General features: G+C 35.8%; 12 protein-coding genes. 10 read left to right on the top strand and 2 right to left on the bottom strand.

The features are described 5' to 3' along the window. The 6 genes from RMR19_RS17140 to RMR19_RS17115 form a co-directional block, all read left to right on the top strand. A partial coding sequence (locus RMR19_RS17140) for an elongation factor G (protein WP_310604724.1) occupies nt 1–1,836 on the top strand: 1,836 nt, incomplete at its 5' end. Between the two features lie 161 nt (nt 1,837–1,997). Beyond that, entirely contained in the window at nt 1,998–2,264 is a 267-nt protein-coding gene (gene rpsO, locus RMR19_RS17135; protein ID WP_310604723.1) for a 30S ribosomal protein S15, read from the top strand. 308 nt (nt 2,265–2,572) lie between these two features. Further along, nucleotides 2,573–4,657 carry a polyribonucleotide nucleotidyltransferase gene (locus RMR19_RS17130; protein WP_310604722.1) on the top strand — a complete coding sequence of 695 codons (2,085 nt, stop codon included), beginning with the start codon at nt 2,573–2,575 and terminating at the stop codon, nt 4,655–4,657. A 155-nt stretch (nt 4,658–4,812) separates the two neighbouring features. After that, a complete protein-coding gene (locus tag RMR19_RS17125; RefSeq protein WP_310604721.1) occupies nt 4,813–6,075 on the top strand; it encodes a M16 family metallopeptidase in 1,263 nt (420 codons plus the stop codon). Further along, nucleotides 6,063–6,497, top strand: a complete 435-nt coding sequence (locus tag RMR19_RS17120; protein ID WP_310604720.1) for a dUTP diphosphatase — start codon at nt 6,063–6,065, stop codon at nt 6,495–6,497. Before RMR19_RS17125 ends, RMR19_RS17120 begins: the two co-directional genes overlap by 13 nt. A gap of 166 nt (nt 6,498–6,663) precedes the next feature. Then, the gene (locus RMR19_RS17115) at nt 6,664–7,953 is read left to right on the top strand and encodes an O-acetylhomoserine aminocarboxypropyltransferase/cysteine synthase family protein (RefSeq protein WP_310604719.1); all 1,290 of its coding nucleotides are present in this window, start codon (nt 6,664–6,666) and stop codon (nt 7,951–7,953) included. Nucleotides 7,954–8,013: 60 nt separating this feature from the next. Here the strand turns inward: RMR19_RS17115 and RMR19_RS17110 are convergent, their stop codons facing one another. Together RMR19_RS17110 and RMR19_RS17105 are read right to left on the bottom strand one after the other, a co-directional pair. Further along, nucleotides 8,014–8,175, bottom strand: coding sequence for a hypothetical protein (locus tag RMR19_RS17110; protein WP_310604718.1), 162 nt, complete (start codon nt 8,173–8,175; stop codon nt 8,014–8,016). A 162-nt stretch (nt 8,176–8,337) separates the two neighbouring features. Then, the gene (locus RMR19_RS17105) at nt 8,338–9,363 is read right to left on the bottom strand and encodes an FAD:protein FMN transferase (protein WP_310604717.1); all 1,026 of its coding nucleotides are present in this window, start codon (nt 9,361–9,363) and stop codon (nt 8,338–8,340) included. Nucleotides 9,364–9,527: 164 nt separating this feature from the next. Here RMR19_RS17105 and RMR19_RS17100 point away from each other — a divergent pair, with 164 nt between their 5' ends. The 4 genes from RMR19_RS17100 to RMR19_RS17085 form a co-directional block, all read left to right on the top strand. Continuing rightward, the gene (locus tag RMR19_RS17100) at nt 9,528–9,893 is read left to right on the top strand and encodes a NusG domain II-containing protein (RefSeq protein WP_310604716.1); all 366 of its coding nucleotides are present in this window, start codon (nt 9,528–9,530) and stop codon (nt 9,891–9,893) included. Nucleotides 9,894–9,933: 40 nt separating this feature from the next. Continuing rightward, nucleotides 9,934–10,425, top strand: a complete 492-nt coding sequence (locus RMR19_RS17095) for a Gx transporter family protein (protein ID WP_310604715.1) — start codon at nt 9,934–9,936, stop codon at nt 10,423–10,425. 108 nt (nt 10,426–10,533) lie between these two features. Further along, complete coding sequence (locus tag RMR19_RS17090; RefSeq protein WP_442871551.1) at nt 10,534–11,286, top strand: ClpP family protease; 753 nt, start codon at nt 10,534–10,536, stop codon at nt 11,284–11,286. A gap of 211 nt (nt 11,287–11,497) precedes the next feature. Continuing rightward, nucleotides 11,498–14,075 (top strand): FtsK/SpoIIIE family DNA translocase (locus tag RMR19_RS17085; protein ID WP_310604713.1); only part of this gene is annotated, 2,578 nt, incomplete at its 3' end.

The following is a 14,075-nucleotide window of genomic DNA, read 5'->3' as shown; positions in this document are numbered from 1 at the left end:
GGATATTTTGATTTTGTAGGCGAAGCGCAGGAGGCAATGGCAGCAGCAGATGCAGCAGTTATTGTGATATCTGCGAAAGCAGGAGTGGAAGTTGGAACGATTCGAGCTTGGGAGTTATGCGAACAATATAATCTTCCTCGTATGTTTTTTGTTACAGATATGGATGATGACAATGCAAGTTATCGTCAAGTTGTAGAACAATTAACAGACTTATATGGTAAGAAGATTGCACCTTTCCATCTTCCGATTAGACAAGATGAGAAGTTTGTTGGTTTTGTTAATGTTGTTAAGATGAAGGGTAGAAAGTTTACAACATTAAGTGAGTATGAAGAGTGCGAGATACCAGATTACTCTATGCCAAATCTTACAACTTGCCGTGAGTCTTTGTTAGAAGCTGTTGCAGAGACAAGTGAAGATAGAATGGAAAGATATTTTGCAGGAGAAGAATTTCCGCAGGAAGAGATTTCGATTGCATTAAGAGAAAACGTTGTAAACGGTAGTGTTGTCCCTGTTTTAATGGGATCAGGACTAAACTGTCAAGGAACAACAATGTTATTACAAGCGATTGAGAAGTATTTCCCATCGCCAGATAAGACAGTTGCACTTGGGCTTAATAGGAAAACAAATGAAGTGGTAGAAGTGCGATTTGAAGAAGATAAGCCAATGACTGCAAATGTGTTTAAAACAATTGCTGATCCGTTTGTAGGTAGACTTTCACTTGTTAAAGTACATAGTGGAGTATTGAAGGCGGATATGGCAGTATGGAATCCAAATAAAGAAGCAGAAGAGAAAGTTACAAAGTTATATGTTCTAAGAGGTAAGGAACAATTTGAGGTGAAGGAACTTCGTGCAGGTGATATCGGAGCTATCAGTAAACTTACGGTTACAGCAACAAAAGATACGCTAACAACGAAGGAAGCACCGATTGTTTACGATAAACCTAATGTTGCAAAACCATATACATATTTCCGTTATTCAACTAAGAATAAAGGTGATGAAGATAAAGTATCACAAGCACTTACGAAGATGCTAGAGGAAGACTTAACTCTTGCTATAAAAAATGATAGTGAGAATAGACAGACATTAATCTATGGTATTGGTGAGCAACAGCTAGAAGTTGTTGTGAGCAAGATATTGAATCGATATAAAGTAGAACTAGAATTATCAAAACCGAAAGTTTCTTATCAGGAAACAATTCGGAAACCTGCAAAAGTACAAGGGAAATACAAGAAGCAATCTGGTGGTCATGGTCAATATGGTGATGTGCATATGGAATTTGAGCCACTAGGTGATTTGAGTGTACCTTATGTATTTGCGGAGAAAGTGTTTGGAGGTGCAGTACCGAAAAATTTCTTCCCAGCAGTTGAAAAAGGAATTGCAGAGAGTGTATTAAAAGGACCTTTGGCTGGATATCCTGTAGTTGGAGTGAAAGCAACATTAGTAGATGGTTCTTACCATCCAGTGGATTCTTCTGAGATGGCATTCAAGATGGCAGCAATCCAAGCGTTTAAAAAGATGTTTGAAACAGCGAGTCCTGTACTACTTGAACCAATTGTTTCTTTAAGCGTTATTGTACCAGATCGCTTTACTGGTGATATTATGGGCGATTTGAATAAGAGACGTGGTCGTGTTATGGGAATGAATCCTTGTGACAATGGAAAGCAAGAAATCTTAGCAGATATTCCAATGTCGGAACTATTAGGTTACTCAACGGATTTGCGTTCTATGACAGGGGGAATGGGAGACTATAGTTATGAGTTCGCACGTTATGAACAAGCGCCATCAGACGTACAAGAGGCAATTGTAAGTGAACATAATAAAGAAAATACGGTATAAATTTTAGCATTTAAATAATAATAAACAGATGTTATAAATTAATTGACACGTGGTTATACTTATGATATACTTGGAAAGTATGATTTTAGCCAATACCAGGATATGGGACACTCCGACCTATAGCTTAGTATTCGGCGATTTAAAAATAGGAGGAATTTAAGATGATTAGCAAAGAAAAGAAACAAGAAGTTATCGCAGCTTATGGTAGAAATCCACAAGATACTGGATCACCTGAAGTGCAAATCGCATTATTAACAGTTAGAATTAACGAGTTAACTGAGCATTTAAAGATCAACAAAAAAGATCACCACTCAAGAAGAGGTCTATTAAAAATGGTAGGTTCAAGAAGAGGTCTTCTTGAATACTTAAAGAAAAACGATATCGAAGGTTACCGTAACCTTATCGAACGTTTAGGTTTAAGAAAGTAATAACAACGTAAATTTTTTTCAATTATATACACGACAAACAAACAAACGGTGAGAAGCCATATTATGAATGCAGAGATGTATTTGTAATATGGCTTTTTGCTTGTATTTTATTCATAATGGCAATAATAAAAAAGAAGTAGCATTAATCTTTGGTAAGTGTTATAATAGAAAGGAATTTGGAGATGTTACCCGAGACTTCTGGAAAGTACATTAACATAGATGTAATGTGTTTTTCAGTTGTTTCGGCATCTCCAGCAAATAAAATGAAATGTCTTAGAGAAAATCTAAGAATAAAAAGGAGATAACATATGTTCAAAAGTTTTTCAATGGAACTTGCTGGTAGAACGTTAACAGTTGAAGTTGACAGAGTAGCAGCACAAGCAAACGGAGCTGCACTTATGCATTATGGAGAAACTGTTGTATTATCTACAGCAACAGCATCTGACAAGCCAAGAGAAGGAATCGATTTCTTTCCACTTAGTGTAGAATACGAAGAGACATTATATTCAGTTGGAAAAATCCCAGGTGGTTTTAATAAAAGAGAAGGAAGAGCATCGGAGAATGCAATCTTAACATCTCGTGTTATTGATAGACCAATGCGTCCATTATTCCCTAAAGATTATAGAAATGACGTATCACTTAACAACTTAGTTATGTCTGTTGATCCAGATTGCAGTCCAGAACTTACAGCAATGTTAGGCTCTGCAATTTGTGTAGCAATTTCAGATATTCCTTTTGATGGCCCTTGTGCAACAACACAAGTAGGGTTAATTGATGGCGAATTTGTATTCAATCCAAATGCAGAGCAAAAAGCAAAATCAGATATGCAGTTAACAGTTGCATCAACAAAAGAAAAAGTTATCATGATTGAAGCTGGTGCGAATGAAGTTCCTGAAGATAAGATGTTACAAGCTATCTTTGCAGCACATGAAGTAAACCAAAAAGTAATTGAATTCATCGATACAATCGTTGCAGAATGTGGAAAAGAAAAACATGGCTATGAAAGCTGTGCAGTTCCTGCAGAGTTATTTGAAGCAATGAAAGAAATTGTTCCTTCAGAAGAGATGGAAGAAGCCGTATTCACAGATGTAAAACAAGATAGAGAAGAAAACATCAAGAAGATTACTAAAAAATTAGAAGAAGCATTTGCAGAAAAAGAAGAATGGTTAGCTGTACTTGGCGAAGCTATTTATCAATATGAAAAGAAAACTGTTCGTAAGATGATTCTTAAAGATCACAAACGTCCAGATGGTAGAGAGATTACTCAAATCCGTAAATTAGCTGCAGAAGTTGATATTATTCCTAGAGTTCATGGTTCGGCAATGTTTACAAGAGGACAAACTCAAATCTGTACAATTACAACATTAGCTCCTCTTTCAGAAGCGCAAAGAATTGATGGCTTAGATGAAGCAGAAACTTCTAAGAGATATATGCATCATTATAACTTCCCATCATACTCTGTTGGTGAAACAAAACCTTCAAGAGGACCAGGACGTCGTGAAATCGGTCACGGTGCATTAGCAGAACGTGCATTAGTTCCAGTATTACCAGACCCATCCGTATTCCCTTATGCAATTAGAACTGTTTCTGAAACATTTGAATCAAATGGTTCTACATCACAAGCATCTATTTGTGCATCAACAATGTCATTAATGGCAGCTGGTGTACCAATTACAAAACCTGTTGCAGGTATTTCTTGTGGTTTAGTAACTGGTGATTCTGATGAAGATTATATCGTATTAACAGATATTCAAGGTCTTGAAGATTTCTTCGGAGATATGGACTTTAAAGTAGCGGGTACTCGTGATGGTATTACTGCAATTCAGATGGATATTAAGATTCATGGTCTTACAAAATCAATCATTGAAGAAGCGATTGCAACAACAAAAGAAGCAAGAATGCAAATCTTAAATGATGTTATGATTCCATGTATCGCAGAACCAAGAACAGAAGTTGGTAAGTTAGCTCCTAAAATTGTTCAAATTAAGATTGATCCAACTAAGATTGGTGATGTAGTTGGTCAAAGAGGTAAGACAATCAATGCAATCATTGAACAAACAGGTGTTAAGATTGATATCTCTGATGAAGGTGCGGTTTCTGTATGTGGTACAGACGCTGATGGAATGAACGAAGCAATTCGTATTATTCAAACAATTGTTACAGATTTTCAAGAAGGACAAATCTTTGAAGGTAAAGTAATTAGCATCAAAGAATTTGGAGCATTCTTAGAATTTGCACCAGGTAAAGAAGGTATGGTTCATATCTCTAAGATTTCAAAAGAAAGAATTAATAATGTTGAAGATGTTCTTACACTTGGTGATGTAGTTAAAGTTGTTTGCCTTGGAAAAGATAAGATGGGTAGAATTAGCTTTAGTATGAAAGATGTTCAATAAGAATTGATTTCTAGAAGAAATAATCTCTAGGTTGACATGGGAAGAGTATCTCGTAAGTGTTTTGCTTATGAGATACTCTTTTGTATGATATAGAGTAGCACTGAGTGCAGTCGTATAGTTCGACATATAAGAGGGGAAAGAAAGGGGAAGGTTTCATGATAACCACAACTAGGCTGTCCAATGGATTAACTGTTGTATTAGAGAGAATGCCATATCTAAAAAGTGTGTCATTTGGTGTGTGGGTAAAAGTAGGTTCGGCATATGAGAATGCCATGAATAATGGAATTGCTCATATGTTGGAGCATATGTTTTTTAAAGGAACTAAAACAAGAACGGCAAAACAATTGGCAGATATTACATCAATGATTGGTGGTAATGTAAATGCGTATACGAGTAAAGAATGTACTAATTTCTATGCTACAACGATAGATGAATATCTACCACTTGCAATAGATATGATTAGTGATATGATTCAGAATTCTATGTTTAACGTAGATGAACTCGAAAAAGAAAAAGGCGTTGTACTTGAAGAAATTGATATGTATGATGATTCGGCAGAAGATATGTGCCATGAAATGTTACAAAGAGAGATTTGGAATAATCATCCTCTTGGATATCTGATTTCTGGTGAAAAGGACGTTGTTCGTACATTTACAAGGGAACAATTAATTGAATTTAGAGATTTGTATTATACGGCAGACAATATGATTATTTCGATTGCAGGAAATTATACAGAGTATGCAGTATTAAAGCAGTTAGAAATGTGCTTTGGAACAATACCTTCTACAGCACTACGTCAAGAATTGACAACGCCAATATATAAGAAATGTCTATATAAAGACGAGATGGATATTGAGCAAATGCATATAAATATTGCATTTCCGTCTATTAACAATCTGGATGAGAGAAGATATGAGTTAACAGTTATGAACTCGATACTTGGAGAGAACGCAAATTGTATGTTGTTTCAAAGAATACGAGAGGATATGGGATTAACATATTCGATATATTCTTATGAAAGTAGCTTTGCAACAACAGGATTGTTTCATATCTATGCGGCAACAAATCCAGAACCTGCGTTAATGATTTATGATGAGATATTCAAAATTGTTGAAGAAGTAAAGAATGAAGGATTTTCTGAGAAGGACGTAGAGGAAACAAAGAAACAGATTTGCGTTAATCTTACAATTGCTAGTGAGAACACAAAGAATCGTATGAATAGTAATGCAAAGCATGTTATGAGATATGGTTGCATAAGTACGCTTGAAGAGGTAATCGGACGTGTGAATGCTATTACAAAGGATAGTGTGAACTTGCTTGCAAGAGATATATTAGATGAGAGTTTATGTAGTATTGCGTTAGTAGGAAATTTGGATAAAAAGATTGTGAAAGGGATAGAAGAGAGATGGAAACGATAAAGATACAGTATTTAGATGATACGATTAATAGATTAGAATATATTGATGGAAAATCAGATTGGATTGATCTTCGTGCAGCCGAAGATGTGGAATTAAAAGAAGGAGAATTTCGTTTGATTCCATTAGGTGTTGCGATGCAATTACCAGAAGGATATGAAGCGCATATCATACCAAGAAGTAGTACTTATAAGAATTTTGGAATTATTCAATCAAATCATATGGGCTTAGTAGACGAATCATATTGTGGACCAAATGACTGGTGGTATATGCCGGCAATTGCATTACGTGAAACAAAAATATGTAAGAATGATAGAATCTGTCAGTTTCGTATAGAAAAACACCAACCCCAATTGGCTTTTGATGAAGTAAGTGTGTTGACAGGTAAAGATCGAGGCGGAATTGGTTCGACAGGTAAAAATTAATCTGTATGTTCTGACAGATGATTGACTAAAGCAGACGAGTGAAAAGGATAACCGTCGATAACTGTCTTTTCTCATTGACAAAACAGTAATATACGATATAAAATAGATTCAGTGAATTTAACAATGCATTACGTTAAAAAGTAAAGCCGTTCACTTAATTTATGACATGAAAGGTGATAAGATGAACGATTATAGTATTTATACAAATTGTATTCAAGCTGGGTATGAACCAAAGAATGGAGAACCAAGGGTTTTACCAATCTATCAGTCTACCACATATAAATATGATTCAAGCGAACAAGTAGGTAAGTTGTTCGACTTGGAAGAAGAAGGTTTCTTCTATTCGAGACTTGCAAATCCAACTGTTGATGCGGTTGAGAAAAAAATAGCAATACTTGAAGGTGGTGTTGGCGCGTTATGTACTTCAACGGGACAAGCAGCAACTACATTTGCTATACTTAATATCTGTGGAGCAGGTGATCATGTTGTTTCTTCGATTGCTATTTATGGAGGCTCAACAAACCTAATTGGTGTTACATTGAAGAAACTTGGAATTGATGTTACATTTGTTGACCCCAATGCATCACTCGAAGAATTACAAAAAGCTGTTCGTGAGAATACAAAATGTATCTTTACTGAAACTGTATCAAATCCTACATTAGTTGTATGTGATATTGAAAAGATGGCAACACTTGCGCATCAAAATGGAGTGCCTCTTATTATTGATAATACATTTGCAACACCAATTAATTGTAGACCGATTGAACATGGTGCAGATATCGTTATTCATTCAACTTCAAAATATATGGATGGACACGCAATTGCACTTGGTGGTGTTATAGTTGATAGTGGTAATTTCGATTGGAATACAGAGAAATTCCCTGGATTATCTACACCAGATGAATCGTATCATGGTATGATTTATGCAAAAGATTGCGGGAAGATGGCGTATATAACAAAAGCAAGAGTTCAGTTAATGAGAGATATGGGAGCGACTCCATCACCACTTAATGCATTCTTATTAAATGTTGGATTAGAGACGCTTCATCTACGTGTGCAACGTCATTGTGAGAATGCATTGGCTGTTGCAAAATGGTTAGAATCTAACGAGAAAGTATCTTGGGTTAACTATCCAGGACTTGAGAGCAATCGATATCATGATTTAGCTGAAAAATATTTACCAAATGGAATCTGTGGAGTTGTATCGTTTGGTATGAAAGATGGAAGAGAAGCGGCTGCAAATGTAATGGAGAAATTGAAGCTTGCAGCAATCGTAGTGCACGTAGCAGATGCACGTACAAGCGTACTTCATCCAGCAAGTACAACACATCGTCAACTTTCTGATGAACAATTAGTACAAGCAGGAGTACAGCCTGAGTTAATTCGTATGTCAGTAGGAATTGAAGACATCGTAGATATTATTAAAGATTTGGAGCAAGCTTTCGCGCAAATCTAAATGAATACTTGATAATATAAAATTTATATATAGCATTGAGAAGACAATTTATCGAAGAAATTACTTGGGTAAGTTGTCTTTTTCTTTGTTATCGGTTTCTTTATCAAGCGTTTGAAGAACATGTAAGACAATAATGGTGAATGCGATTGTAATTAAAAAGAACGTAAAAGTAATTGATAAAACAAGAAAGATACGAAAAACAGTAGAGAGCAACCACGACATAAAAATCCTCCTCGTGTTCTTGTTATAATGTCTTATTATAACATATTCCACGAGGAGGGGATTTGTGCTAACAGTCGGTTGCTGTTCTTGCAAAACGTTCGCAGTAACAATAGTCGGACTATTTACAATATAAATTATATAGGATAAAATAAATATAATAATTTAAGGTTTCGTTATAGGAAAGTGGTCTTGTAAGCCATCGGAATAATAGATTTGGCCATTATCGGTAACAAAGATAGCATATGTTTCATCAAGGGAATTGATTAATTTCATACCTTCCTCTAATCCAAGTGAGAAGCAGGTAGTGCTAAGACCATCGCCATCAACGGATTGCTTTGATAATATTGTAACTGCTGTTAAACCGTTGTTGTAAGGATAACCTGTCAAAGGGTTAAGTATATGATGATATATCATATCATTTAAATTAAAGTAACGTTCATATGTGCCAGAAGATACAACGGAGTAGTCGACGACATCAATTGCTAACAAGGTCTCGCCTTGTTCGGAAAATGGCTTTTGAACTCCAACTTTGAAGGGAGAACCATCTGGTTTTGAACCAATACAAAGTACATTGCCACCAAGATTTATCATTCCGCTGGTTATGCCTTTACTAATGAGAAAATCTTTCATTCTATCAGCAATATACCCCTTGGCAATTCCGCCAAGATCAATCTCTAATCCATCGTCTGTGCTATAGAGATAAGAGTCTGCGATGGATAATGATTGGTATCCAACATGAAGACGTGCATTGCTTAGGGTAGTTTCGTTTGGTAAAACTGGATTCTTAGCAGTAAAATCCCAGAGGTCGGTCAATCTTCCTATCGCAATATCAAAAGCACCGTTACTTAGTGTAGAATAGGATAGACCATACATTACTAATTCGGCAGTTGATTCATTCACTTTAAGCCCTTGTGTGGTGCGATGATTAAATTGATATACATCACTTGTTTGTATCGTTTTGCTGAATAACTGTTCATAATAATCGCATAAAGCGAATACCTCATCAAGTATCTGTGTATTATCAGTGCCGTATAGAGTTACAGTAATATATGTATTTAATTTTAGAGCAGATTTGCTTACAGATGTATTACGTTTATTATTAAATGTAAAGTATAAAATACATAGAATGATTAATAATAGTGGGATTGCTATGGATAAAACATTTTTCTTGAAATTATGTTTTGGCATAAGGAGTCCTTTCTAGGATAAATAATAGTGATGCATAGCAATTACTATTCTAAATAAATCGAGACAGCATGTCAAATAAATTTTCAATCGTAGGTTAATCAAGAAGCAATCAAATATATTGAGAGTTTCGCAAGAGGATAAATTTAAATAAAGGGGAGAAGAATTTGAAGAAGAATGATTTTGTATTAATTGCTTGTTTGCTTGTAGTAATTGGGGTGTTTTTAGTAGTCTTCCAATATACGAGCAAGGCAGGAGAGATTGCGGTAGTTAAAGTTGAGGGTGAAGTAATGGAACGCCTTCCGTTGAATATTGATACTGAAATTGTTGTTACAGGGAAAAATGGTGGAACGAATAAAGTCATTGTCAAAGATGGTTATGTATCTGTAGCAGAAGCAAGTTGCCCGGACCATTATTGTGTGAAACATAAGAAGATTAAGAAAGATAAAGAAACGATTGTGTGTTTGCCGAATGAAGTTGTTGTTGAAATTGAAGGAAAGACGAAAAATGAGTTGGATACGATTGCTAGATAGAGGGAAGGCTGTAAGAGAATAGGGGTGAAAGAAAATAAGTATGAAGAATAAAAAGTTGAGTCAAATGGGATTGTTAATTGCACTAGCATTTTTGTTAAGTTATATCGAAGTGCTTATTCCGTTTCCGATGATTGTTCCGGGTATGAAAGTTGGGCTTGCTAATATTGTAATTATCTATGCAATGTATGTGTTTGGGATGAAAGAAGCAATCGTATTGTCGATTCTACGAATGGTCTTGGTTGCATTTACTTTTGGGAATTTATATAGTCTACTATATAGCCTGGCAGGTGCGGTTTGCAGTTTGCTCATTATGGCAATATTAAAAAGAACTGAGAAGTTTAGTGCAATTGGAGTGAGTTTGTCTGGGGCAGTAATGCATAATGTAGGGCAGATATTTGTTGCTATTATTGTAATTGATACGGTTAATTTGATTTACATATTACCGATTTTAGCACTAACAGGAATTGCAACAGGAATTGTAATTGGTACGCTTGCAACGATATTAATCAAACAGTTGTCTAAAATTGAATAGGATAAAAAATGAATAGAATTGATGATAACTTCACATACTACACGAAAATAGGTAATTGTGAAAAAGTGAGGTAAAATCAATATGCAAACAAAAAATTTATGTGATAGAATTGGTGAAAATGCAGAGAATAAATCAAATAATGACAGTCAAGGAAAGATTGATGTTGATGAAAAGACAGCGAAAGAAACAGAGAAGCTCCAAAATGACAAAGTTTTAGAGTTTGGTCAAGTAACACTTGATAAGAATATGAAGGATCATAAACTACATCTGTTGACGATTATTGGTGAAATTGAAGGGCATGAATGTTTGCCACAACAAACGAAGACAACAAAGTATGAGCATATTCTTCCTCAATTGGCAGTTCTTGAAGATAGTGATGATATCGAAGGGGTTTTAATCATTGTGAATACGATAGGTGGAGCTGTTGAATCGGGGCTTGCCATAGCGGAGATGATTGCATCGTTAAGTAAACCAACAGTGTCATTGATAATTGGAGATAGCCATTCGATTGGAGTACCATTAGCAGTAGCAACGGACTATTCATTTATCGTACCAACAGGTACGGTTATTATTCACCCTGTTCGCATGAGTGGAACGGTAATCGGCTCAAGACAAACGTTTGACTATTTTAAGATTATGCAAGATCGTATTGTTGGATTTATTGCAAATCATAGCAATGCGACGAAAGAGAGAATTGAAGCAATGATGTTTGACACAACAATGTTGTCAAAAGACCTTGGAACTATCTTGGTTGGTAGCCAAGCTGTTGACGAAGGAATTGTTGATGCAGTGGGTGGAATTCACGATGCGATAGAGAAAATCTATGCGTTAATAGAAGAGGGGCAGAAGAAAGAAAAGTAGATTGCCCCTTGCTTATCATAAATAGAAAAGGTATAATTGAAATTGGTTCTAATGTAGGATAAGAAAACGTATAATCTTATCATACATAGAATCAATTTTTATGCTTATAGCCCTACTTGCTGATAGGGATTGTTATATGCTATATAAATGTAGCTTGAGGACAAGGGTTTGAATAGCTATTGGGAATTTGGCAATGTAAGGAGGAATATGAATGGCGGCAACTCAAAGAAAGCCTGCATCGTCTACTAAGAAGGCACAAAGTAGAAAACCATCTACTAGTAGAAGTACAAGTGCATCTTCTGGGCGTAAAAAGGGAAATACAAGAAAGAATAGCAGCCATCAAAGTAATAACTATGGGCTGGGACGTTACAAGGATGAGATTACAATAGTAGTTACACTTGTTATAGCAGTGATATTGATACTAAGTAATTTTAATTTGAGCGGTAGTGTTGGTGCGTTTATCAATAAATTTACATTTGGAATGATTGGTTTCTTAGCATATATACTACCATATCTTCTGTTTTTTGGAATTGCGTTTTACATATCGAATAAAGGGAATTACGCAGCAACGATAAAACTTGTTAGTAGCATATGTTTGATATGTATGGTAGCCGCCTTTATTCAATTAGTGACAGTGAGCTATAACGCAGAATGGAAAGTATTTGATTACTATACAGGTTCTGCAGCGAATAAGAACGGTGGAGGACTGATTGGCGGTATTATCTATTATGTTATGTATCCGTTATTCGGATTTGCGGGCACACTTGTAATTATGCTTGCAATTATGACACTATTAGCTATGTTTATTACGGAACGTCTTTTGTTTGCTAGTCTTGGTAAGAGAAGTGCAGAGAAATTAAAAGAGATGAAAGTAAGAAGAGAAGAAGCGAAGAGGGCTCGTGAGGAAACATACTATTCAGAAGAATATGATGAAGATTACGAGGACGAAGAAGTTTATGAAGAACCAGAACGTAAACCGATAAGACAAAGTAGTAGACAAGCAGAGCAGGATGTGCCACAGAATGCTAGAAAGAGCGTGAAGGGCGAACGCAAGAAAAAGGCAAAGACATTTACATTTCCTGAAGTTGGACATAATAAGGCAGAAGCGCATGTACAAAATCAAGGTGATGCAGTAGAGGATAATGTTCCAGAAGTAGTGCAAACAACACCTCTTGAAGAAATAAAACCATTTGATTTTGATTCTATACCAATCTATAGAGGAGATAAGACTTCTGATGCAAGTTATGATGATAAGCCAGTCTATAAAGAAGAGATGAAACGTAAGTTTAGTCAAAATAAGGATTATGATATTAAAAAACTTGCACAACAAATTATGAATGAGAGTTTTGATGGGAGTTCTACTGGTGTAGATGCTACAAAAGTACAGCATACGACAGAAGTAGAAGAGGAAAACAACGTAGTAAAAGCTCAAGTTATAGATACAGGTATCGATAGTGCGGCTGATAACAATTATAGTGATAGTTATTTGAAGGAAGACGTAGAAGCGACAGAACAACAGCAGTCATATAATGAGATAGGATTTGACACAACAGAGACTGATTTGGACGACGATTTTAAAGACGATTTATCGGAGCTTAATTTTGGAGGAAAAGATGTTGCATTCGAAAATCAATTTGAGGAGCAACAATATGAGTCCTCGGATTTCGAATCACAACAGTTTGATTCACAGCAATTTGATTCCTCAGAAGATGACTTTGAAGATTTCCGTGTGGATTTGAAAGCTCTTGAGAATGAAGAAGTAGAGGAAGCGTTCTTTAGTTCGAATTATCAAGAAGAGACGATTAAACAGGAAAAAACAGTAGATACTACAATTGTAGAACCGATAATTGAGATTATAGAAGAACCAATTATCTACGAATTTCCACCAATTGAATTGCTGTCAAAACCGAAACAAGTATCAAAAGGTGCTTCGGATTCGGAATTGAAAGAAACAGCTATGAAATTACAACAGACGTTGCAGAGTTTTGGTGTAGGCGTAACGATTACAAATGTGAGTTGCGGACCGGCAGTTACTCGTTATGAGTTACAACCAGAGCAAGGTGTGAAGGTAAGTAAGATAACGAACTTAGCAGATGATATTAAGTTGAATCTAGCAGCGGCAGATATTCGTATAGAAGCACCGATACCAGGGAAAGCGGCTGTTGGTATCGAAGTACCGAATAAAGAAAATTCAGCAGTAATGTTTCGTGAGCTAATCGAAGGAAAATCATTCACAGAGCATGGAAGCAGTTTGGCGTTTGCAGTTGGTAAAGATATCGGTGGACAAGTAGTAGTTACGGATATTGCGAAGATGCCTCATCTACTTATCGCAGGTGCAACTGGTTCGGGTAAATCCGTATGTATTAATACAATTGTTATGAGTATTTTATACAAAGCACATCCAGATGATGTTAAGTTGATTATGGTTGACCCTAAAGTTGTAGAACTTAGCGTTTACAATGGAATTCCACATCTACTAATTCCAGTTGTAACTGATCCTAAGAAAGCATCTGCGGCTCTTAACTGGGCTGTTATGGAGATGACAGATCGTTATAACCGTTTTGCGGAGTTAGGTGTAAGAGATATTAAGGGTTATAACACGAAAATCGAAAAGGTAAAAGACTTTAATGATGAAAAATTCCAGAAGATGCCTCAGATTGTTATTATTGTAGATGAGCTTGCAGATCTTATGATGGTAGCACCTGGTGAAGTAGAAGATGCAATTTGCCGTTTAGCACAGATGGCTCGTGCAGCGGGTATACATCTGATTATTGCAACACAAAGACCGT

Origin of the sequence: Anaerosporobacter sp., from assembly GCF_031551385.1 — a bacterium.
Classification (GTDB): Bacteria; Bacillota; Clostridia; order Lachnospirales; family Lachnospiraceae; genus Anaerosporobacter.
The sequence above is the reverse complement of the archived record's forward strand: the minus strand, read 5'-3'. Positions and strand labels throughout refer to the sequence as shown.

Coding starts and splice junctions, on each gene's coding strand:
- rpsO (WP_310604723.1), top strand. CDS start 1,998: ATGATTAGCAAAGAAAAGAAACAAGAAGTTATCGCAGCTTATGGTAGA.
- RMR19_RS17105 (WP_310604717.1), bottom strand. CDS start 9,363: ATGCCAAAACATAATTTCAAGAAAAATGTTTTATCCATAGCAATCCCA.
- RMR19_RS17110 (WP_310604718.1), bottom strand. CDS start 8,175: ATGTCGTGGTTGCTCTCTACTGTTTTTCGTATCTTTCTTGTTTTATCA.
- RMR19_RS17120 (WP_310604720.1), top strand. CDS start 6,063: ATGGAAACGATAAAGATACAGTATTTAGATGATACGATTAATAGATTA.
- RMR19_RS17095 (WP_310604715.1), top strand. CDS start 9,934: ATGAAGAATAAAAAGTTGAGTCAAATGGGATTGTTAATTGCACTAGCA.
- RMR19_RS17130 (WP_310604722.1), top strand. CDS start 2,573: ATGTTCAAAAGTTTTTCAATGGAACTTGCTGGTAGAACGTTAACAGTT.
- RMR19_RS17125 (WP_310604721.1), top strand. CDS start 4,813: ATGATAACCACAACTAGGCTGTCCAATGGATTAACTGTTGTATTAGAG.
- RMR19_RS17115 (WP_310604719.1), top strand. CDS start 6,664: ATGAAAGGTGATAAGATGAACGATTATAGTATTTATACAAATTGTATT.